The following is a 22,799-nucleotide window of genomic DNA, read 5'->3' as shown; positions in this document are numbered from 1 at the left end:
GGATGACAACAGCAAAGGACTCATCGCATTATTATGAAACAAAGTTTGCAACTTCGTCTTAGTCAGCAACTGGCAATGACGCCACAGCTACAACAGGCTATTCGTTTGTTGCAACTTTCGACGCTTGAATTACAACAAGAAATTCAGCAAGCGCTTGAATCTAACCCTCTTCTCGAACAAGACGACGATCAACAAGATCCCGTTTCAGATGATACCTCTCATACAGAAAATCAATCTGACTCTACAACAGAAACAACAACTGAAAACGACGTTGAAGAGTTTGACACGCTGGACGCTTTAGAACAAAAAGAGATGCCTGACGATCTCCCATTAGACACTCAATGGGAAGAAATCTACACTGCGGGCACGCCTTCTGGTACCAGTAATGACTATATGGATGATGAGCTGCCACTGTATCAAGGTGAAACAACAGCCTCATTACAAGATTATCTAACATGGCAGGCGGATCTCACTCCGTTTACAGAAACAGACAGAGCAATTGCCATAAGTATTATCGATGCAGTTGATGAAACAGGATATTTAACTGTTACAACAGATGACATCCTGCTTGGAATGGGCGATGATGAGATAGAGCTTGATGAAGTTGAAGCCGTATTAAAACGTATTCAACGCTTTGATCCTATTGGTGTTGCTGCACGCGATTTAAAAGAGTGTCTTTTGATTCAGCTATCCGCTTTTTCAACAGAAACACCCTATCTTAAAGAAACGCAGTTAGTCATTAGCCAATATTTAGAATTGCTAGGCAACCGTGATTTTCGTCAATTGATGCGTCAAACGAAGTTACGCGAAGAGACACTTAAATCTGTTATTGAGATCATTCAATCACTTGATCCTAAACCTGGATTAAGTATTGATACAGGCGAGTCAGAGTATGTTATCCCAGATATACTGGTAAAAAAATCAGGTGAACGCTGGCAAGTTGAGTTAAATACAGATAGCATTCCTCGCCTACGAATAAATGAGACTTATGCAGCATTGGGTCAATCAACTCAAAATGAAAGCGATGGAAAATTTATTCGTGACAATTTACAAGAAGCCAAATGGCTGATAAAAAGTTTAGAAAGCCGTAATGAGACATTATTAAAAGTCGCTCATTGCATTGTTGACACACAGCAGGCATTTTTCGAATTGGGTGAAGAGCATATGAAGCCTCTTGTGTTAGCAGATATTGCTGAACAGGTTGAAATGCACGAATCCACCATTTCTCGAGTGACAACGCAAAAATTTTTGCATTGCCCGAGAGGAATTTTCGAATTGAAGTATTTTTTCTCTAGCCATGTGAATACTGATAGCGGAGGCGAAGCCTCTTCAACAGCAATCAGGGCTTTAGTGAAGAAACTCATCGCAGCAGAAAATCCAGCGAAACCACTTAGTGATAGTAAACTGGCTGATATGCTCGCAGAACTTGGTATACAAGTTGCTCGACGCACTGTTGCGAAATATAGAGAGTCATTATCCATCCCGCCTTCAAATCAACGTAAAGAGTTGGTTTGAGCATAATTGAGAAGGAAGACACTATGGAACTTCAAATCACTGGTCATAATATTGAATTAACTGATGCTCTGCGTGATACCGTCAAAGCAAAAAGCGCGAAATTACCTCAGTTCTTTGACAAAATTAATAACGTTCAGGTTATCCTGAAAGTCGAGAAAGTGAATAAAATCGCGGAAGCGACCATTCAAGTTAATGGCGGTGAATTACATGCCTCTGCAGAAGCAGAAGATATGTACGCAGCAATTGATGGATTAATGGATAAGCTGGCTCGTCAATTAACCAAACACAAAGATAAACTGAGACAACATTAATTCATTTCCCATTGTAAAATGGGGATACAATCGGCGAAGTTACTGCGTTGTTTATGACTCGGTTTAAACCAACGCCTAATCAATATCAGTAACGAAAAACCAGATGTCACTTTGTGGCATCTGGTTTGCTGGTCTAAGTGAATAAGACAATGAACAACGATACAAAGATGAATATTAGCGACGTACTTTCTCTGTCATGTACACATAATGATGTACATTGCACGAGTAAAAAGCGCGCGTTAGAAATTATCAGTGAAAATGCGGCAAAAGCACTTAATTTACCCGAAACGCTGATATTTGAAGCCTTACTGACGCGTGAAAAAGTCGGTACAACAGGGATTGGGGGTGGTTTAGCAATCCCTCATGGACGTATTGAAAGTGATGAAACAGAAAAAGTAGTTGGTGTGTTTCTTCACCTAAGCGAACCTATTGCCTTCGACGCTATTGATAATCAACCTGTCGACTTGTTGTTCGCATTACTCGTTCCTGCGACACAATGTAAGGAACATTTACACACACTGTCTTTAATTGCAAAACAGTTGGCAGACAAAAATTTATGTCGCCGACTACGCTCCGCACAAAGTGATGAAGAGCTTTATCAGATTATCACAGAATAACCCCTATGGGTTTAATGGGACGCGAATAGCATACAGTGGAATGATATTCATCACTGGGAAATTATAGGGGAGCTACCTCATGGTGCTGATGATAGTCAGCGGACGCTCTGGTTCAGGTAAGTCAGTCGCTTTGCGTGCGCTTGAAGACATGGGATTTTATTGTGTTGATAACTTACCTGTTGATCTTTTACCGGAGCTCGCAAAAACACTGGCTGAACGTGATGCTTCTGCTGCCGCAGTCAGTATTGATGTCCGAAATATGCCTGAGTCGCCGGAGATCTTCGAAAAAGCGCTAGAAAGTTTACCCGCTGAATATTCTCCACAACTCTTATTTTTAGACGCAGATAGAAATACTTTAATTCGTCGTTATAGTGATACACGACGCTTGCACCCACTTTCGACCAAAAACCTTTCATTAGAAATGGCAATTGATACCGAAAGTGATCTGCTTGAGCCATTGCGATCACGTGCTGATCTCATCATTGACACCTCTGAGATGTCAGTTCATGAGCTTGCAGAAATGCTGCGGACTCGTTTATTAGGTAAACGTGAACGTGAGCTGACAATGGTCTTTGAATCCTTTGGTTTTAAACATGGTATTCCTATTGATGCGGATTATGTTTTTGATGTGCGATTCTTACCCAATCCACATTGGGATCCTAAACTGCGCCCAATGACAGGTCTTGATCGCCCTGTTGCGGCATTTTTAGATAGACACACTGAAGTTCATAACTTTATTTATCAAACTAGAAGCTATCTTGAACTTTGGTTGCCGATGTTAGAAACCAATAATCGTAGTTATTTGACAGTTGCAATTGGTTGTACGGGGGGTAAACACCGTTCAGTTTATGTTGCTGAGCAACTCGCCGATTATTTCCGCTCTAGAGGGAAAAACGTACAATCACGTCACAGAACGCTAGAAAAACGCAAATGACCCAATATCGACAAGTTGCGATTAAAAATCGGCTCGGTATGCATGCAAGACCTGCAATGAAATTATTTGATTTAGTCAAAACATTTCAATCAACCGTCATTTTACGTAACAACGAAGGGGTTGAAGCTCAAGCGGATAGTGTGATTGCTATGCTAATGTTAGATTCAGAGCAAGGCAGTCAAATTGATATAGAAGTGACTGGTAGTGATGAAAATGAAGCTATTGATGCTATTATCGCATTATTTGAATCAGGGTTTGATGAAGAATAATCATAATAGAAAACAATAGATTAGCATTTCTTAACTAAATAACCAGAAAGAGACTGTGATCACTGTCTCTTTCTTTTTTATACAGAACCGCCTATTATCTCTTATATGAGTTTAACAACACCCCCACCTCACCCGTGGGGGTGTTGTTTTGCATTGGAATAAATTGGAGTATGGTATGACAAAGCCAACAATTATCATCAACGAACTTGATGCTGAACGTTTAGATTCATTGCTAGAGCAACCGGCATTTGCAGATAGCCCGATTGCTGAAGCATTGAATGAAGAATTAGATCGTGCTGACATTGTTACACCAGCTGATATCCCTGCTAATATTGTCACAATGAACAGCAAAGTCCGCTTTATGGACTTAAAAAATAATGAAGAGCGTACTCGTACTTTAGTGTATCCCGCTTCATTAAAAGATAGCGCCACTGAACTTTCAGTCATGGCCCCAATGGGTGCTGCACTACTGGGTTTAGCAATTGATGACGAGATCAGTTGGAAGCTGCCTAATGGCCTTGAAACTAAGGTTAAAGTATTAGAAATTCTATACCAACCTGAAGCTGCGGGTGAATTACACCGTTAAGCAGAGCTGAAGGTTCGCGTCTTATTTTTATCTTCTCAAATTGAAAAGCACACTGATAAACGCGATATCTCAGCCCATTGCGGGCTGAGATTAAAGGTTGCGATAAGTATCTAAAATTTACTCACCGGCAATACTCATTTCTGGTAATAACAACGATCCACACTGAACATTACTGCGCATCTCAATATCATCACCCATAGTAGCAATGTTTGCCCACATCTCTTTTAAATTACCAGCAATAGTCACTTCACTAACAGGATACTGAATTTCACCATTCTCAACCCAAAAACCGCTTGCTCCACGAGAATAATCACCCGTCACGGTACTGACGCCTTGCCCCATCAATTCTGTAACAACTAGCCCGGTTCCCATCTCTTTTAGCAGTGCATCAAATGATAGGCCTTGTCCTGGGATATACCAGTTATGAATACCACCAGCATGGCCATTGCTTTTTAAACCTAACTTTCTTGCTGAATAGGTAGTTAATAACCACTCTTGTAATACGCCATCTTTAATAATGTCAGCATCAGTTGTGCGCACACCTTCGCTATCAAATGGTGTTGATGCCAAACCTCTCATTAAGTGAGGACGCTCTTGAATATTGAGCCATTGAGGAAAAATTTGTTTGCCCAAACTATCGAGTAGGCAAGAAGATTCACGGTAAATCATGCTACCGCTAATTGCTGCAACTAAATGACCAAAAATACCTGTCGCAACATCAGCAGCAAAAATAACAGGGGCTTTCATGGTTGGGAGTTTACGAGGTGCAAGGCGTGATAAAGTACGACGGGCGCACTCTTGACCTACCCACTCAGGTGATTCAAGATCATCAAAACGACGACTAATGGTGTAAGCATAGTCGCGCTCCATATCTTCACCATCACGGGCAATAACACAACTCGACATAGAATAGCGTGAAGATGAATAGCTTTTTAATAAACCCAGGCTATTACCAAATACACGGGTCCCACTGTGGCTATTAAAGCTGCCTCCTTCAGTATTAATAATACGACTATCACTGTCTAACGCGGCTTTTTCTGCTCTTGATGCTAATTCAATCGCTTTATCTGCCGTAATTTCGGCAGGATGGTAAAGATCAAGGAAAGGCGCATCAAACGCTAATAAATCTTGATCCGCAGGCCCTGCATATGGATCAGCTGAAGTGTATCGTGCAATATCCACAGCGGCTTGTACAGCGCGTTTAATCGCATCAGGACTTAAATCGGTAGAAGAAGCACTGCCTTTACGTTGTTGTTGATAAACCGTAATGCCTAACGCGCCATCACTGTTAAATTCCACATTTTCAACTTCACCGTAACGTGTACTGACACTAATCCCCGTTGATTTATTAATAGCGACTTCAGCACCATCACACTGTTTTGATGCCAGCTCTAATGCGAGAGAGACAGCGTCTTCAAGCTGTTTTACCTGATCTGAATTATTCATTGAAAACCATTTTTCCTAAGGAGAACATCACTTTTTACTTATTTTTAGCAAAGTAAATCAATTGACAGGTGGTCAACAAGCGATTTTCCCAGTTACAATAGAAGATATATGAATGTTATCACCCGTCGGGCTTTTGGTCATTCACCAAATCACACTCCCGGCTTACTCTGCAACAGGAATTTTATTATGGCAAAGCAGCCTGAAGAGTGGCATTACCTCAATCCTGAATTCGACGATACATCGTCAGAAGAGGAAGAAGAGGACGAAATCATCTGGGTCAGCAAAAGCGAAATTAAACGTGACGCTGAAGCACTCAAAAAACTGGGTACTGAATTAGTTGAATTAAGTGCTCAAGAACTAGAACGTGTGCCATTAGATGAAAAATTATTATCTTCTATTCAACTAGCACAAAAAGTACAACGTGAAGCACGCCGTCGCCAAATTCAATATATTGGAAAGCTACTGCGCAATGTGGATGAAGAACCAATCCGCCAAGCGCTCGATAAACTAAAAAACCGCCACAATCAACAGATCTTAGTGTTACATAAACTTGAAGATCTGCGAATTCGCCTTATCGAAGGTGGCAATGAAGTGATTGAAGAAGTTGTTGCGCTTTATCCAATGGCTGATCGCCAACAATTACGCACACTGATCCGTAATGCAAAAAAAGAAAAAGAAGCCAATAAGCCACCGAAATCATTCCGCTTATTGTTTCAATATCTAAAAGATTTATCGGAATCAGCATAAAACCTGAGTATCCTGAAAACGCAGTGTAAACTCAGCCTCACTGCGATTTTCAGGGCTTAATTCTACTCTGAATTACTTTTGTATTTTATGCTCACAATGAAAGCTCAATACGTCTTTACCAAGCTCATTTTGTGCTTCTTGCATCAATTCCACCAAAGGTTGAAAATCACGAGAATAATGAGGAAAATGCTTAAAAACAATACTGACTGGCAATTCAATTTCTCCCATTAACACATCCCATAATGCATCTAAGTTATTACCAAAATGCTCATCTAGCTGAAATTGCAATGCAAAATCCCGATAAAAGGCGTCTCTATCTGCCAGCATCTTAAAATCAAAAACAACTTGTTTCATTAAGGGGCAACCTTTGTCATTGTACGATAATGATCGGTAGTGAGATAAATCAGCCCATCATTTGAATAGAGCAATCTATCACTACCACGATGACCACAATGATAATTCACGTCAGCTTCATACCACTGGCGTCCCGCTTCTTCTGGTAGCTGTTTTTCACGATTCATAAAACGATCGCCCCCAATTGCTCTTCCTGGCAAAACCTCACATAAATTGCCTTCTTTCGCATTCCAGCCTTGTTCTCTTGCCTGTCTTTTAGTGAGATAAAAACTCGGTAACTGTTGATGACGTTGTAAATAATTAGCCACAGCATTAGCTTGTGTTTTTTCATCAATAGAGAGTGGGATTTGCGCTGATTTATTGCTGTTATTGCTCGATGATGTTGGAACAGAAACGGACGTTGAAGAGGACGATACTGTCGTTTCTGGAAGTAAACCTTTATAAAGAACACCAAATAAAACAGCAATAACAATAATAACTGGTAATAAACGTTTACCCATAAATTAGCACCTTTACTGTTGCTGAGATAAAAAACTCCATCAAAAGATGGAGTTTAATGAATACATATAAATCACTATAAAAAAAATTAAGCTGTACCACCTACGGTGATCTTATCAAGCTTCAAGGTAGGTTGCCCTACACCAACAGGAAGGCTTTGTCCTTCTTTACCACAAACACCAACCCCTTTATCTAACGCAAGATCATTACCTACCATAGAAACCTGTTGCATGGCTTCAATACCTGAACCAATCAGTGTTGCCCCTTTAATTGGTTTCGTTATTTTTCCATTCTCGATTAAATAAGCTTCTGAAGTTGAGAAAACAAATTTACCTGATGTGATATCAACCTGACCGCCACCAAAGTTTGGTGCGTAAATACCACGATCAACACTCGCAATAATCTCTTCTGGTGACGATTTACCCGCTAACATGTAAGTATTGGTCATACGAGGCATAGGAAGATGCGCATAAGACTCACGACGACCATTGCCTGTTGGCGCAACCCCCATTAAACGAGCATTCATCTTATCTTGCATATAACCTTTTAAGATGCCGTTTTCGATTAACACATTGTATTGACCCGGAACACCTTCATCATCAATAGCAACAGAGCCTCGACGACCTTCAATTGAGCCATCATCAACTATGGTACAAAGCTCAGAAGTCACTTTTTCACCAAGGCGCCCCGAAAAAACAGAGGTTTCACGACGATTAAAATCACCTTCTAAACCATGACCCACCGCTTCATGTAATAACACACCTGGCCATCCTGCGCCTAGTACCACAGGCATTGTTCCAGCCGGTGCAGCAATTGCTGATAAATTGACTAATGCCATCCGTACCGCTTCACGCGCATAAGTCACAGCGTGGCTTTCACCATCAGCTTTCATCAAGAAGTAGTCATAACCAAAACGACCACCACCGCCACTTGCACCACGTTCACGTTTGCCATCTTCTTCCACCAGCACACTAACTGAAAGACGAACTAAAGGACGCACATCGGCTGCTAAAGTACCATCAGTTGCAGCCACCAGCACATGTTCATAAACACCCGTTAATGACGCATTCACTTGTTTAACGCGTTTATCTTCAGCGCGAGCGACTTTATCTACCTCATGCAGTAACGCAATTTTCTCTTCACGAGAGAGGCTTTGCAGAGGATCGTTTAAGCTGTACAGCGGAGAATGTTGAATAGCACCTAAAGTATGGATACGACCATTACCCTTAGCCTGAACAATGCTTCGCGCAGCATGCGCACTTTGATTCAGTGCATTGAGCGTGAGTTGATCGGCATAAGCAAAACCGGTTTTTTCACCGTAAATTGCTCTAACGCCAACACCTTGATCAATATTGTAAGAGCCATCTTTAATAATCTGATCATCAAGTACCCAAGCCTCGTGATAACTTGACTGAAAATAAAGATCACCATAATCAATTTGACGCTGTGCAAGCTGCTCTAGTGTTGATGCTAAATCATCTAAACTAAGTTTGTTTGCTTCCAACAGACTTTCGCTGACAACAGCTAAACTCATAATTCTTCTTTATCCTTAACTTTTTTGATTAAGTGGGTCAGTTTCGGGCGAAAACGGTTATGTTTCACGACCCGGATCTGTTCACGCATACCGTGTAAACTATCAACACCAACATTGAGCGTTAACGCACTGACCGCATCAGGGTTCTTCTTCAACACTTTACCCCAACCATCAATCGCCATGGTATGGCCCCAAGTCCGGCGCGTATCATGTGTACCCACTTGTGCAGGCGCTAAGATAATACACTGATTCTCAATCGCGCGAGCGCGTAATAAAGGCTCCCAGTGCGCTTTCCCTGTTAAACGGGTAAATGCTGCTGGTACAGAGATTATCTCTGCTCCTTTTTCTCTTAATGCTTGGAAAATACCAGGGAAGCGTAAGTCATAACAGATTGTTAAACCTAATTTCCCAACGGGAGTATCAACGACTGTTAGGCGCTCACCACGTTGATAAATAGAAGATTCGTTATATTCGCCTTGCTCGTCATCAATACTGACATCAAACATATGAATTTTGTCATAACGAGCACGAATAACCCCCTCATCATCAAACACCAAACTACTGCTGGTAATTTGATCTGGAGAGTCTCGACTAATCAAAGGCATAGAACCGACTAAGATCCACACTTTGTAACGCTGAGCCATTTTTGCAATCGCATTTTGTAACGGCCCATCACCCTGAATTTCAGCGTGTTTATGGTAATCTTTAGAGTTTGAAAAAAGTAACGCATTTTCAGGTGTTAATACCAGCTTCACTGAATCGGGTAATTGCTTAATCTGTTGCTCGATTTGCGCCAGATTATTTTTTGTGTTTTTTCCGCTACAAAGTTGCAAAAGTGCGACATTAACTTTTTTCATAACGCCTGATTCTCCTTAAGCTGACGCAGTACTTCGTCAATTTTGGGTTGTTCCATAGTTCCGGTCACATGATAACGGATAACTGAAATCTTACTCCAAAGTGGCCCCAGAACCTTTGATGCCGCAAACACTGCGGCGCCTGCAATTGGGTTTATTGCGAAAGCCGTGGCAACACCGACTGTAGCTGAAATCTCAGGGGTGACAACAACTTGTAGATCCATGCTTCGTTCAAGTAAATCCACTTTCCCACTTATCGCTATATCAGCAATAACACCATCAACACGTACACTCTCTGCATTCATAATACCTTGATTAATCGTAATTTCACTTTTAATCGAATCATATTCAAAATGCTCACTGAAAGTATCTCTAAAATCAAACTGTAATTTGCGTAAAAGTGCATCAAAACTCACCAATCGTAGTAATTTACCCGCTTGTCCTACATTGACTTTTTCTATACGTCCTTTACCCAACGTTGATTTAATATCACCTTGCAAAGTAGCCAATTCAAAGTTCCACGGTGTATTACGCCATTGTAATGAGAACTCAGCGACAAGTGGGGACTGAATAATCGGGATAATGTAACCAAAATAGGCCGCCATTTCGTCAATTTCTCCGGCTTTTAATTTTCCTATTAATTTTGTTGTATTATTGCCCTTCTTATCTTCAGACCACACTCCATTAACCGACAATTCGCCGCTGCTATTTTCTAATTTACCGTCAGTTAAAAATAAAGCTCCCTGATTTTGTTTTAACGAACCTTCAATTTTTCCTAAAAGCAGACCATTAACCCAACACTCCTGACATTCAAAATCAATAGAAGGAATATCTTTCACTGAAAACTTCGAGATATTGGGATCAGAAACATTTGCCATTTTTAATGGCTTCTCTTCTTGAACTATAGAAGTACCATTAAAATAAAGATAATTAATATTTATTTTCCAAGGTGTTGATACTTCAGGAATAAATACATCACCTCGTAGTTCACTTCCTGAAAATGCAAATTTTACACCTTCTTTAACGCGCATAATTTCAGTTTGAGGATTATTCCATTTTTGCCCTGCAAAATTTAAATCAGGCAAACTGATATGCACATTATCAGGGAAACTTATTGCATTGTCAGAAGGGGTTAATGATGAAAATGCGGTTAATGTTGGCAACCATTTATCACCCTCTAATCCTTTAAGCGCTATGGTTAAGCGTTGTTGTGAACTTAACTCTGGTAATTTAAGGCTAGAAGAAACGAGGTTACCCTGCAATAAACGAAGCTGTTTACCTAATCCCCATTGGCTATTAAGTTTCCACTGTTTTTCAGCATTTGCATTCACAGTTAACATTTCACTATTACCGCTTGCAGAAATAACAATAGGCGGTGAATTTTTTAAATCTTGTGTTTCAGGTGCTGTTAACTTGCTACTTAATGCATTGATATTTCCGGTTAAATCAACTTGATAATCAACATCACCTTTTTCGGGGATCTTAACATTAACGTTGCCATTCCATGGAAATACACCACTAAATTTCTGTTGAATATCGCTAGGTAACCCTTGGATTTTTTGAATATCCCACTGGCCTTTTAAGTCAACATCAACCTGATAATTATCTATATCATTGTGACTGGTAAATGAGAAAGCGAGAGGCTGCCCAAACCAATTAGCCGTTAATATATCGCTCTCAAGTTTGTCATTATGGTAACGAAACTGTCCACTCACACCTTTTAACGTAGTATCCATAAAATTCAAAGTGACATCATTATCTTTCAAATTAATATCACCTGAAGCCACAACCTCACCGCCATCAAATGGGATATCAAGTTTCAATGTACCATTAATTTTTCCTGCCACATTCAGTTCTTCAAGCGTATGACCAATACTCGCCATTTGAGAATCTAAAAAATACTCTTTCAGCTCATCGCCTGTGGCTTGAATATCCGCATTAATTAAGATCTTTTCTTGTCGATAACTTTCAATGACTGCACTTAAATTTGTCGCTGTTGCTTTACCCACTTTCGCTTGAGCAGAAGACATCCATAACCCATCATTTTTAAAATCTAGATTAATATCGAGATCAAATAATGCGGGCCATTCACTATCAAATTTAAACGTAGCCTGTTTAACAGGGGCATAAACTTGGAACCACCCTTTGTGGTTATCAAAAGGAAAATCGGCAGGATCACCATGGAAAATAAAGGTTCCATTGTCGATATTACCCGCAATAATTGCATCCGAGAGATATTGTGTTAACGCTTTACCAACATACTCTTCTGGCAGATAACGCCATGTATCTCCCGCATTGGTCACTCTTACACCTGAGAGTATAGAAAGCCGCTGATCCTCACCTTGTTTCTCATAACGAAAATCACCCGCTACCCACGCTGATGTGGCTTGGATATCTAATCCTTCACTCCAAAGAGATAAGTCATCTCCAGAATAAGTCCAATAAATCGTACCTTTCCCTTTTTCAATATTCAGGGGGGGCTTTAAACAATTTACCGGTGTCTATTTCACTGTCCGCTAGGGCAAAGTTAAGTTCACCACTTTGCATGCTCCCTTTTAATTGCCCGCTGAAATGTTGCACTGATGGGATCTCTTGCCAACGTTTCCAACTCACATTTTTCCAAGAAAGATTAATTGCACTTTGCTCAAAGTTTTCCGGTGTGAGATCTAAGGCAAAATCATTAACCACACCAGAAAATTGCCGATACTGCCATTGACGAACAAAATCAGGTGTTAAAAAAGAGAACAGTGGCAATACAGCATATAACCTATCTAACTCAATATTTTTGGCACGAATACGCCATGCTTCATCATGCTGTTTTTCTTTTGGTTGATAAAGAACCGCTAAATAACCATCAGGCCACTCTTCACCATCCATGGTAATTTTTCGAGTATAAGGAACATCCGCAAGCCAACCATTTTCTTGCCTTCTCATACGTAATATTAAGTCTTCAACATTTAATACATGTGAAGTGCCTTCACTACGCCAGTCCATTTCACCTTGATGAATTTGCAACTGACTGCCAGTAATACGCCCTTGAGTAATTTCAATCCAATTAGACAAACTGGCTTTGGCTTCACCTAATCCACTATTATTTTTTACCCATTGGCTAAGCCAAGGTGAAATATCAATATTATCAGCGGTAAGAAACACCTTACCATTATCAATTAAGCCTTCATTCGTGGTATAGAGGTCGAGGCGAACTTTTAAACCACCATAGTGATTAATCGGTGTATCAAGGGTAACTTCACCTTGAGCACGGTGGCGTTTTTTTTGATTCAGCCACATCAACTCAGGAATATGTAATGTACTGGTATCACCTGAAGGCGTTAGAAAAATAAAACGGCTTTTGACTAGCTTAAAGTGATCGAATTGTTCAAGAAAAAGCGAAGAAATATCATCAGGTGCAGTTAGTGTAATATCGCCACTTTGCCCAGTAAAAATAGGACGTTGGTAATTGACATCTAATTGATCAAAGGTCAGCTCACGAAAATGGGGACGGAGGGTCAATAATGAACGCCACACATCAAAAGAAAAAGTCACTTTTTCTGCGCTAACGTTGACATCTTTATTCTTAATATTAAGCCCTTTTACTTGAATATCAGGGCCAAAATTCTGCCATTCCCCATTAATTTTCGTTATTGAAACAGGGCTATTAAGTTGTTTTGTTAAATACGTTTCTATTTCAGGGCGATAATTATCTAAACGAGGCAGAAAATAGCGAAACCCGCTTAACACCAAGGCAAAAACGATGAGGCAAAAAACTGTTATCACTAACAGGTATTTAGGCAGCCGCTTCATTTTTGTCTCCTTTCTGCCATCATATTCATTAGGAAGGCGAATCCATTACATCATCACCACATCAAATTGCTCCTGACTATAAAGTAGCTCAGTTTGCACTTTCACTTGTTTACCAACAAAAATTTCAACCTCAGCTAATGCATGCGACTCATCGCCTTTTAAGGCTTCTGCAACTGCTGAGGAGGCATAAACTAAGAAACGATCTGCATCAATTGTTTTATGTACACGTACTATTTCACGCAAGATTTCATAACAAACCGTTTCAACTGATTTTACCGTACCTCGCCCTTGGCAAGTTGGGCAATCATCACAAAGAACATGCTCGAGGCTTTCCCGCGTTCTTTTACGCGTCATTTCCACTAAGCCAAGTTGAGAAAAACCATTAATCGTTGTTTTCACTCTATCTTTACTTAGCGCTTGTTCTAGTGACGCCAATACTCTGCGTTTATGTTCATCATTATTCATATCAATAAAGTCAATAATAATGATACCGCCTAAATTACGTAACCGTAATTGACGAGCAATAGCTTGGCTTGCTTCAATATTAGTATTAAAAATGGTTTCTTCTAAATTTCGATGACCAACAAAAGCTCCCGTATTAATATCAATCGTCGTCATTGCTTCTGTTTGATCGATAATGAGGTAACCGCCTGACTTTAATTCAACTTTACGCTCTAAAGCCCGTTGAATTTCATTTTCAACGCCATAGAGATCAAAAATAGGCTGATTCCCTTGGTGCAATTCAAGTTTAGCGGTTAATTCAGGAATGTATTCACCAATAAATTCCTGTAGTTGATTATAAGTTAATTTAGAATCAACACGTATGCTATCTAATTCAGAGCCAGCAAAATCTCGTAAAATACGCTGCGCTAAAGCTAATTCACCATAAATTTGAATGCGGGTTTTATTTCTTTTCTTACGCTCAATAATTTTATTCCACAAGCGTTTAAGAAAAGCGGCATCTTGCTTAATTTCATGCTCGCCAACACCTTCGGCGGCTGTACGAATAATAAACCCCCCATTTTCATCGCAATACTCTTCAACGAGTTGCTTTAAACGCTCGCGCTCTTCTTCGCTATCAATTCGTTGAGAAACACCGACATGAGATGCACCAGGCATAAAGACTAAATAGCGAGAAGGTAATGTAATATCCGTGGTCAGGCGAGCGCCTTTTGTTCCTAAAGGATCTTTAACCACTTGTACAATTAAGTCTTGTCCTTGATGCACCAGTTGCGCAATATCACGAACATTAAACTTTTTCTGCTCTTCACCTGCGATACATTCCGTGTGAGGCATAATATCAGAAGCATGTAGAAAAGCGGCTTTATCTAGCCCGATGTCAATAAATGCAGCTTGCATCCCGGGTAATACGCGACTTACCCGACCTTTGTAGATGTTTCCGACGATACCTCGTTTCGCTTCTCTTTCGACATGAATTTCTTGAAGTATGCCTCCACGAATATAAGCAACTCGAGTTTCAGATGGCGTCACATTCACTAATAACTCTGCTGTCATGAAATATCCTTCTCATTAGCTAGAGACGAAAATTGAGTTATCAAGGCTTCGGTTTCAACAAGAGGTAATCCGACAACAGCATGATAACTTCCCTCAATCCGTTGAACAAAACGGCCTCCTTTTCCTTGAATACCGTAAGCGCCAGCTTTATCCATTGGCTCCCCTGACTCAATATACGCGCTAATTTCACTCTCTGTCATCTCTCTAAAAGTGACATGTGTGACGACTAATTGACTCAAGGTGTGTGTTCTATTAGAGATAGCAATTGCTGTCATCACTTGATGTGTTGCGCCTGATAATGAACGTAGGATTTGCGCAGCATGGGATTTATCCCGAGGTTTCTCAAGAATATGACCATCATGAACCACAATAGTATCAGAGCCCAAAACGGGATAATCATAAGGTGCTTGTCTTACACCTTCTTGTGATTTTTCTTTTGCCAAACGAAGAACATACTCTTCTGGTTTTTCACCTTGTTGCCAAATTTCATCAATTGCTGGCGTGATAATACTAAATTCAACATCTAATAACGCGAGAAGTTCACGTCTTCTTGGTGAGCTGGAAGCAAGGTAAAGCGTGGTCACAGATAATGTCCTCATGACGGTAACGCAAAAGAGACCGCCATGATCCAATAAATTAGTGAACTAAAAACTGGTGACGGATTTTGCGAAGCAAAAAATAAAGCCATGGCCAAAGAATACCACTGACTGGACTATTCCAGAATACTTGAGGGTGAAAAGTCACTGGTGAAAGTAAAAATTCCGCCCAAAATACAGCAAGATCGACAACGACAATACTTAACATCACCACTAAGGCTTGTTGCCATAACGCTAGATTACAAAAAAGCTGATATTTAAAGGCGATGACATAACTCACTAAAGTATAGGCCAATGCATTGACTCCCAAGGTAGTTCCTTGGACTAAATCTATAATCATCCCCAAAACAAATGCGGTTCCGACACTGACACGGTGAGGAATAGCTGTTACCCAATAAATAAGAAATAACATGGGCCAAATAGGTCGATAGACTTCCAACTGTTCTGGCCACGGCATAATTTGTAAAACTAATGCGACAAGAAAAGAGAGCCAAACAACCCAACGCCCACGACTTTGATATGGATTCATCGTGTCTACCTACTTCTTGTATTATTGGTATTGGCTGGCGTATTTGTCGCTGGCGTCACAGTTCCGTTAGTTTCTTCAGCTGTATTACTTAACGGCTCTTGAGACATAGAACGAGGAAGCGGAGGCCCTGCTTGTTCATAATTAGGTAAAACTTGAGGCATCAGTTGCATTAAACGCTCATTCGCCGCGTGATAAACCTCTGAAGGCAGAGGAGGCTCTCCCGTTTTATCTGATGTATTCCATAACAAAAGCAAATAGCGTAAACGTTGTAGCTCTGCTGAAGGTCGAACATTGATCACGGAATAAGCTCGCTGATTATCTACTTTAACTGAAGATACTACACCAACAGGATATCCTTCAGGGAAACGCCCCCCCAATCCTGATGTCACTAAAACATCGCCTACACGGATATCAATATTGGCAGGTAATGCTTCTAACAATAAATCATCGGCACAGCCCGCACCAGAAGCTATAACACGAATATCGTTACGCAAAACTTGTACAGGTAATGCATGAGAAGTGTCACATATTAATAGCACACGACTCGTAAGCTCACTTACGGCAATGACTTGTCCTACAACACCTTTATCACTAATAACAGGTTGCCCTTCATAGACGCCATTGTTGGTTCCTTTATCAATAACCACTTGGTCTCGATACGGCGTACTATTACCAGACAGTACTTGTGTTACTGTCATTTGTTCATTTTGGCGCAGTGGTGAACCAAGTAATTCTCGTAAACGGGCGTTCTCTTGCTTAAATTGCTCTAGTAATTGGCTTTCTCCGCTACGAACTAATAACTCTTTTCTTAACGCTTGATTCTCAAATTGTAAACGCTCACGTGTGGCAAATGTTTCTGAAATTTGATCAAGGAAACGACGTGGGCCATTTGCAAGAAAATAGAAGGGACTAACAGCAGTATCAAGATACTGGCGGACTTTAGAAAATGCACCAATACGGTTATCAGCAATCAATAAAGAAATAGCGACAACCACGGCGATTATTAATCTTAGTTGCAGGGAAGGGCCCCGACTAAAAATTGGCTTCATAAACTCTAAGATCACTCACACGGAGAAGTAAAAGAACAGGCGTTAATATTCTCACCAAGGGGGAATCCATTCTCCCTTGTTAGAATTAGTCTCAATCTTCGCTAAACAGATCGCCACCGTGCATATCGATCATTTCTAATGCTTTACCACCACCACGAGCAACACAAGTCAGTGGATCTTCAGCAACAATCACAGGAATACCTGTTTCTTCCATTAATAAACGGTCTAAGTTACGTAATAATGCACCACCGCCTGTTAACACCATGCCGCGCTCTGAAATATCAGAGGCTAATTCTGGCGGACATTGCTCTAATGCAACCATGACTGCACTTACGATACCTGTTAATGGCTCCTGTAATGCTTCAAGGATTTCATTGGAGTTTAATGTAAAGCTACGAGGTACACCTTCTGCAAGGTTACGGCCACGAACTTCAATCTCATTGACTTCGTCAGAAGGATAAGCTGAACCGATATCGTGTTTGATACGTTCTGCGGTTGCTTCACCAATCAGTGAACCGTAGTTACGACGCACATAGTTAATGATCGCTTCATCAAAACGGTCACCACCAATACGAACAGAAGAAGAGTAAACAACACCGTTTAATGAAATCACGGCAACTTCTGTTGTACCACCACCGATATCCACAACCATTGAACCTGTTGCTTCAGAAACAGGTAAACCAGCACCGATTGCCGCAGACATAGGTTCTTCAATTAAGAACACTTCACGCGCCCCCGCACTTAATGCTGATTCACGAATAGCTCTGCGCTCTACTTGAGTGGCTCCTACTGGTACACAGACTAATACGCGAGGACTTGGACGCATAAAGCTATTGTTATGAACCTGTTTTATGAAGTGCTGAAGCATTTTTTCGGTTACATAAAAATCAGCAATCACACCGTCTTTCATTGGACGGATAGCAGCGATATTCCCGGGTGTACGCCCTAACATCTGTTTCGCTTCATGCCCTACAGCTGCAACACTTTTTGATGTGCCAGCGCGATCTTGACGAATAGCGACAACGGAGGGTTCATCGAGAACAATACCCTGCCCTTTGACATAAATAAGGGTATTGGCGGTACCCAAGTCAATAGACAAATCGTTGGAAAACATGCCACGAAATTTTTTAAACATACGAAAGGATAATCCTGCAAGCCGGGACGGAAAAATCCGTCTACTCTATCAACCACAATAAGCAGCGACAAGGCGCGATTCACTACTTAAATTAAAGTGGACACGTAAATAATCATAAAGGCACAATATTCTACGTTACTTTTCCCAATTGGAGCAGAAAAAAACTGCATAAAAAGGGGCTAATTAGAACGATTAACGCATAATTTCGATCCTACGCCGTTCATATTTAACTTATGTAACAATACAAACAACGTTCATATCAATAAAGAAAAATCTCACTTCGTTGCCAAACTGTGACTCAAAAGTCTCGTTGCAAGTTCAAATAAAATTTATTCATTTATATAAGCTCAATCACTCTATTGATATTAAATGGTATTTCATTGGCAAAGTTGACTGAGATAACAACCAAAGTACCCACCTCGAATACTTTTAAGGCAACACATTATCTTTGTTTCGAACAATAAAGAGAAATGCTAATTTTTATCCAATCGTACCCCATTAACGATGTTATCTAATTACCAAGATATAAAACTCAGAATAATCTCTGCTTCAACAAACGTAGAACTCCCCGTTTATACACTAAAAAAGGATTATTTGTCTCATTATTACAATAGATATTGTCCACAATCACGACGAAATCTAAAAAATCACCTATCATGACACAAATAGAAATCGGTGAGGGGTCAAAATGAAAGCATTATTAGTAGAACAAAATGACAAAAAACTCAGTGCCAGCATACAAAGCATTGATGAAAAAACACTTCCTATTCATGAAGTTATTGTCGATATTCATTACTCAACGCTTAACTATAAAGATGGGCTTGCTATCACCGGAAAAGGAAAAATCCTGCGTCAATTCCCAATGATACCAGGTATCGATTTTTCAGGTATTGTTCATCACACCGAAGATCCTCGTTTCCACATTGGTCAACATGTCTTATTAACTGGCTGGGGAGTAGGTGAAAATCACTGGGGAGGTCTTGCACAAAAGGCTGGTGTAAAAGGTGATTGGTTAACCGTTGTACCAGAAGGACTCTCTTTAAAAAATGCCATGATCATTGGAACTGCGGGTTTTACTGCCATGCTTTGTGTGATGGCCTTAGAACAAGGCGGTATCACACCTGAAAGCGGTGATATTTTAGTCACTGGAGCCAGTGGTGGTGTAGGAAGTACTGCCATTAGTTTGCTAACAGCATTAGGCTATCAAGTTACTGCATTAAGTGGCAGAGCCAGCAACCATGACTATTTACGCAAACTTGGTGCCAAAAATATCATCACTCGCGAAGAGTTTGAATCCGCGGGCAGAGCTTTAGATAAACAACGCTGGGCGGGTGCAATTGATACCGTAGGTGGGCAAATTCTTGCTAATATTTTGTCACAGACAAACTATAACGGCACAGTGGCAGCTTGTGGATTAGCGAGTGGTTTTTCTTTGCCAACAACCGTCATGCCTTTTATTTTACGTAATGTTCGTTTACAAGGTGTTGATTCTGTTTATTTCCCAGCAGAAAAACGCGCTCAAGTTTGGCAACGTTTATTAAAATTACTACCAGAAACGTTCTATCAACAAGCAATGACAGAGATTACACTTGATGAAGTTCCACGTTATGCTCAGATGATTATGGATAATCAAGTGACAGGCCGCACCTTAGTAAAACTCTAATTCTCCCGTTTTTGTCTGCTTATTTTTGGCATTAATTCGCATTAATTAGTGCCAGAATAAGCGCTTTTGTGTGTCGAACTGATGTTAAATTGTGATCTGAATCACATTTATGACATATATTGATGACTAGCATCAAAGAAGCTCAGATTTCCAGTGACATCAATAAATAACGTGATGTTATGATTATTTTTTAGTCACCTATTTATTTTGCTTTCTCACGTTTACAATATTGTAAAAACTTTTAACTTTTCATCAAAATAAACCCTTCATTCCCTGATTAGACCAGTATTTTGCTGTTATCTTCTGTGAAATGTCTATAATGTCGGACTTTGTGATATGTATCGTAGCATTGGATACAATAAAAGATGACAAAACGAAAAGCACAGGTTATTTTGTCATTTCGTTGACGAATTGACGGAGATAGAAGCATAATGTCGGAAAATTTTCATATTTTGCTCCTGAATGGTCCGAATCTAAACCTGCTTGGAACAAGAGAGCCGGAAACCTACGGACACTTAACTCTGGATGATATCGTTCAAAGTTTGTCAGCAGATGCTCAGGCATTAAATGTGAAACTCAGTCATTTTCAGTCTAACGCTGAATTTGAGCTGATAAATAAAATTCATGCAGCTCGGGGTAATGTCGATTATATATTAATCAACCCTGCAGCTTTCACGCATACCAGTGTTGCACTGCGTGATGCATTATTAGGGGTGAATATTCCATTTATTGAAATTCACCTGTCCAATGTCTACAGTCGGGAACCTTTCCGCCACCATTCATATCTCTCTGATATCGCAACAGGCGTAATCTGTGGATTAGGTGCAGAAGGTTATCGGTTTGCTTTACAGGCAGCGGTCAGCCGTTTGTCTTAATAAAAAACATCAAAAAGAGTACGGAATCAACTCATGGATATTCGTAAAATTAAAAAACTGATCGAGCTAGTCGAAGAGTCTGGCATTTCTGAACTGGAAATCTCTGAAGGTGAAGAGTCAGTACGTATTAGTCGTAACTCTGGTATTCAGGGTCAAATGGCTCCTCAGCAATATTTTGCGGCACCAGCGGCTCCTCAACCTGCATTAGCAAATGCAGTTGCGCCCGTAGCGCCAGAAACACCAGCGGCTACACCAACGCAAGAAATCAGCGGTCATGTTGTTCGTTCACCAATGGTCGGAACGTTCTATCGCTCACCAAGCCCTGAAGCTAAGAAATTTGTTGAAGTCGGTCAGCAAGTCAATGTAGGCGATACTCTGTGCATCGTTGAAGCAATGAAAATGATGAACCAGATTGAATCTGACAAAGCGGGTGTTGTTAAATCTATCCTTTGCCAAGATGGCGACAACGTTGAGTTTGACGCTCCACTCTTTGTTATCGAATAACGAGGCAGGTCCATGCTAGAAAAAATCCTCATTGCCAACCGTGGTGAGATAGCACTGCGTATCCTAAGAGCATGTAAAGAGCTTGGGATCAAAGCAGTTGCCGTTCACTCCACAGCAGACCGTGATTTAAAACACGTTCTGCTGGCAGACGAGACTATCTGTATTGGTCCCGCTGCTTCAGCAAAAAGTTACCTAAATATCCCTGCAATTATTGCAGCGGCTGAGATCAGTGGCGCACAAGCCATTCATCCAGGATACGGTTTTCTGTCTGAAAATGCTGATTTCGCAGAGCAAGTTGAACGCTCAGGCTTTATTTTTGTCGGCCCCAAAGCTGAAACCATCCGCCTAATGGGTGATAAAGTTTCTGCTATTGAAGCGATGAAAAAAGCAGGTGTTCCTTGTGTACCAGGATCAGACGGTCCTTTAGGTAACGACACTGCAAAAAATATTGAAATTGCTAAACGTATTGGCTACCCAGTTATCATCAAAGCTTCTGGTGGCGGTGGTGGACGCGGTATGCGTGTTGTTCGTTCTGAAAAAGAGCTGGAACAATCCATCACAATGACGCGAGCGGAAGCAAAAGCGGCATTTAGCAACGACATGGTATACATGGAAAAATACCTTGAAAATCCACGCCATGTTGAAATTCAAGTTATGGCTGATGGTCAAGGTAATGCAATCTATTTGGCTGAACGTGATTGCTCCATGCAACGTCGTCACCAAAAAGTGGTTGAAGAGGCACCAGCACCGGGTATTACCCCAGAAATCCGTAAAAATATCGGCGAACGCTGTGCGAACGCATGTATTGAAATCGGCTATCGTGGTGCAGGTACATTCGAATTTCTGTATGAAAATGGTGAATTCTACTTTATTGAGATGAACACCCGTATTCAGGTTGAACATCCAGTAACAGAGATGATCACAGGCATCGACTTAATCAAAGAACAGTTACGCATTGCATCTGGCTTACCTTTATCAGTAACGCAAGATCAAATTAACGTTCATGGTCATGCAATTGAGTGTCGTATCAACGCAGAAGATCCAAAAACTTTCATGCCAAGCCCAGGTACGATTACCCGCTTCCACTCACCAGGTGGATTTGGCGTACGTTGGGAATCGCATATTTACGCAGGTTATACTGTTCCACCTCATTATGATTCAATGATTGGTAAATTGATCACTTATGGTGAAACACGTGAAATCGCGATCTCTCGTATGAAAAATGCGTTGGCGGAACTTATCATTGATGGTATTAAAACCAATATTGAACTGCACCAGTTCATTATGAATGATGAGAATTTCCAAAAAGGTGGTACAAATATTCACTACCTTGAAAAACGTTTAGGTTTAGCTGAGAAGTAATTTTCTTCACTTAACCAGAAAAGGCATAGTTTAATCACTATGCCTTTTTTATTGCCTATGATCCGTCTTTTGATTAAAAACCCGCACCTCGCTTATTCCTATTTA

At 40.6% G+C, this 22,799-nt stretch carries 23 protein-coding genes; 11 read left to right on the top strand and 12 right to left on the bottom strand.

What is annotated here, in order from left to right; genetic code table 11:
* Positions 1 to 33 precede the first annotated feature (33 nt).
* The 6 genes from rpoN (at position 34) to rnk (ending at position 4,232) form a co-directional block, all read left to right on the top strand.
* On the top strand, positions 34 to 1,515 hold the full coding sequence (gene rpoN / locus CUB63_RS14955; RefSeq protein WP_072063777.1) for an RNA polymerase factor sigma-54: 1,482 nt from the start codon (positions 34 to 36) through the stop codon (positions 1,513 to 1,515).
* 23 nt (positions 1,516 to 1,538) lie between these two features.
* Positions 1,539 to 1,826: a ribosome hibernation promoting factor gene (gene hpf, locus CUB63_RS14950; protein ID WP_036913954.1), complete on the top strand. Its 288-nt coding sequence runs from the start codon at positions 1,539 to 1,541 to the stop codon at positions 1,824 to 1,826.
* Positions 1,827 to 1,975: 149 nt separating this feature from the next.
* Positions 1,976 to 2,443 carry a PTS IIA-like nitrogen regulatory protein PtsN gene (gene ptsN, locus CUB63_RS14945; protein WP_072063779.1) on the top strand — a complete coding sequence of 156 codons (468 nt, stop codon included), beginning with the start codon at positions 1,976 to 1,978 and terminating at the stop codon, positions 2,441 to 2,443.
* A 79-nt stretch (positions 2,444 to 2,522) separates the two neighbouring features.
* Positions 2,523 to 3,377, top strand: a complete 855-nt coding sequence (gene rapZ, locus CUB63_RS14940) for an RNase adapter RapZ (RefSeq protein WP_023582880.1) — start codon at positions 2,523 to 2,525, stop codon at positions 3,375 to 3,377.
* Positions 3,374 to 3,646, top strand: coding sequence for a PTS phosphocarrier protein NPr (npr, locus tag CUB63_RS14935; RefSeq protein ID WP_006535359.1), 273 nt, complete (start codon positions 3,374 to 3,376; stop codon positions 3,644 to 3,646). The genes rapZ and npr overlap by 4 nt, the downstream gene beginning before the upstream one ends.
* Positions 3,647 to 3,821: 175 nt before the next feature.
* Positions 3,822 to 4,232 (top strand): nucleoside diphosphate kinase regulator, encoded by a 411-nt coding sequence (gene rnk, locus CUB63_RS14930; protein ID WP_006535360.1) that lies wholly within the window; start codon positions 3,822 to 3,824, stop codon positions 4,230 to 4,232.
* Positions 4,233 to 4,349: 117 nt separating this feature from the next.
* On the opposite strand, the gene pmbA is transcribed toward rnk, so the two are convergent.
* Positions 4,350 to 5,678 carry a metalloprotease PmbA gene (gene pmbA / locus CUB63_RS14925; protein ID WP_072063780.1) on the bottom strand — a complete coding sequence of 443 codons (1,329 nt, stop codon included), beginning with the start codon at positions 5,676 to 5,678 and terminating at the stop codon, positions 4,350 to 4,352.
* Positions 5,679 to 5,864: 186 nt separating this feature from the next.
* On the opposite strand from pmbA, the gene yjgA reads away from it, so the two are divergent.
* Positions 5,865 to 6,425 (top strand): ribosome biogenesis factor YjgA, encoded by a 561-nt coding sequence (gene yjgA, locus CUB63_RS14920; protein ID WP_072063781.1) that lies wholly within the window; start codon positions 5,865 to 5,867, stop codon positions 6,423 to 6,425.
* Between the two features lie 72 nt (positions 6,426 to 6,497).
* Here yjgA and CUB63_RS14915 read toward each other — a convergent pair whose 3' ends face one another.
* From CUB63_RS14915 to mreB, 11 genes are all read right to left on the bottom strand, one after another.
* On the bottom strand, positions 6,498 to 6,779 hold the full coding sequence (locus CUB63_RS14915) for a barstar family protein (protein WP_072063782.1): 282 nt from the start codon (positions 6,777 to 6,779) through the stop codon (positions 6,498 to 6,500).
* Entirely contained in the window at positions 6,779 to 7,279 is a 501-nt protein-coding gene (locus tag CUB63_RS14910; protein WP_006535365.1) for a ribonuclease domain-containing protein, read from the bottom strand. The genes CUB63_RS14915 and CUB63_RS14910 overlap by 1 nt, the downstream gene beginning before the upstream one ends.
* 86 nt (positions 7,280 to 7,365) lie before the next feature.
* On the bottom strand, positions 7,366 to 8,811 hold the full coding sequence (tldD, locus tag CUB63_RS14905) for a metalloprotease TldD (RefSeq protein WP_006535366.1): 1,446 nt from the start codon (positions 8,809 to 8,811) through the stop codon (positions 7,366 to 7,368).
* A complete protein-coding gene (gene nit1, locus CUB63_RS14900; RefSeq protein WP_072063785.1) occupies positions 8,808 to 9,668 on the bottom strand; it encodes a deaminated glutathione amidase in 861 nt (286 codons plus the stop codon). Before nit1 ends, tldD begins: the two co-directional genes overlap by 4 nt.
* Positions 9,665 to 12,112, bottom strand: coding sequence for a YhdP family protein (locus CUB63_RS17810; RefSeq protein WP_232240072.1), 2,448 nt, complete (start codon positions 12,110 to 12,112; stop codon positions 9,665 to 9,667). Before CUB63_RS17810 ends, nit1 begins: the two co-directional genes overlap by 4 nt.
* 16 nt (positions 12,113 to 12,128) lie before the next feature.
* On the bottom strand, positions 12,129 to 13,466 hold the full coding sequence (locus CUB63_RS17805; RefSeq protein ID WP_232240062.1) for a YhdP family phospholipid transporter: 1,338 nt from the start codon (positions 13,464 to 13,466) through the stop codon (positions 12,129 to 12,131).
* A 45-nt stretch (positions 13,467 to 13,511) separates the two neighbouring features.
* Positions 13,512 to 14,981, bottom strand: coding sequence for a ribonuclease G (gene rng / locus CUB63_RS14890; RefSeq protein WP_072063787.1), 1,470 nt, complete (start codon positions 14,979 to 14,981; stop codon positions 13,512 to 13,514).
* A complete protein-coding gene (locus CUB63_RS14885; RefSeq protein ID WP_072063788.1) occupies positions 14,978 to 15,565 on the bottom strand; it encodes a Maf family protein in 588 nt (195 codons plus the stop codon). The genes rng and CUB63_RS14885 overlap by 4 nt, the downstream gene beginning before the upstream one ends.
* A 52-nt stretch (positions 15,566 to 15,617) precedes the next feature.
* Positions 15,618 to 16,106: a rod shape-determining protein MreD gene (gene mreD, locus CUB63_RS14880; protein WP_006535374.1), complete on the bottom strand. Its 489-nt coding sequence runs from the start codon at positions 16,104 to 16,106 to the stop codon at positions 15,618 to 15,620.
* Between the two features lie 5 nt (positions 16,107 to 16,111).
* Positions 16,112 to 17,155: a rod shape-determining protein MreC gene (gene mreC, locus CUB63_RS14875; protein ID WP_006535375.1), complete on the bottom strand. Its 1,044-nt coding sequence runs from the start codon at positions 17,153 to 17,155 to the stop codon at positions 16,112 to 16,114.
* A gap of 91 nt (positions 17,156 to 17,246) precedes the next feature.
* Positions 17,247 to 18,290, bottom strand: coding sequence for a rod shape-determining protein MreB (gene mreB / locus CUB63_RS14870; protein ID WP_023582893.1), 1,044 nt, complete (start codon positions 18,288 to 18,290; stop codon positions 17,247 to 17,249).
* A 688-nt stretch (positions 18,291 to 18,978) separates the two neighbouring features.
* Between mreB and acuI the strand changes: the two genes are divergently transcribed.
* The 4 genes from acuI (at position 18,979) to accC (ending at position 22,694) form a co-directional block, all read left to right on the top strand.
* A complete protein-coding gene (gene acuI / locus CUB63_RS14865; protein ID WP_072063789.1) occupies positions 18,979 to 19,953 on the top strand; it encodes an acrylyl-CoA reductase (NADPH) in 975 nt (324 codons plus the stop codon).
* 431 nt (positions 19,954 to 20,384) lie between these two features.
* On the top strand, positions 20,385 to 20,828 hold the full coding sequence (gene aroQ, locus CUB63_RS14860) for a type II 3-dehydroquinate dehydratase (protein ID WP_006535378.1): 444 nt from the start codon (positions 20,385 to 20,387) through the stop codon (positions 20,826 to 20,828).
* 33 nt (positions 20,829 to 20,861) lie between these two features.
* Positions 20,862 to 21,332 carry an acetyl-CoA carboxylase biotin carboxyl carrier protein gene (gene accB, locus CUB63_RS14855; protein WP_072063790.1) on the top strand — a complete coding sequence of 157 codons (471 nt, stop codon included), beginning with the start codon at positions 20,862 to 20,864 and terminating at the stop codon, positions 21,330 to 21,332.
* Between the two features lie 12 nt (positions 21,333 to 21,344).
* Positions 21,345 to 22,694: an acetyl-CoA carboxylase biotin carboxylase subunit gene (gene accC, locus CUB63_RS14850; RefSeq protein ID WP_006535380.1), complete on the top strand. Its 1,350-nt coding sequence runs from the start codon at positions 21,345 to 21,347 to the stop codon at positions 22,692 to 22,694.
* Positions 22,695 to 22,799: the final 105 nt, after the last annotated feature.

It is taken from the genome of Proteus penneri (assembly GCF_003144535.1).
Taxonomy (GTDB): domain Bacteria; phylum Pseudomonadota; class Gammaproteobacteria; order Enterobacterales; family Enterobacteriaceae; genus Proteus; species Proteus penneri.
Note: the sequence above shows the minus strand (reverse complement) of the source record. Positions and strands in the feature narration are given on the sequence as shown.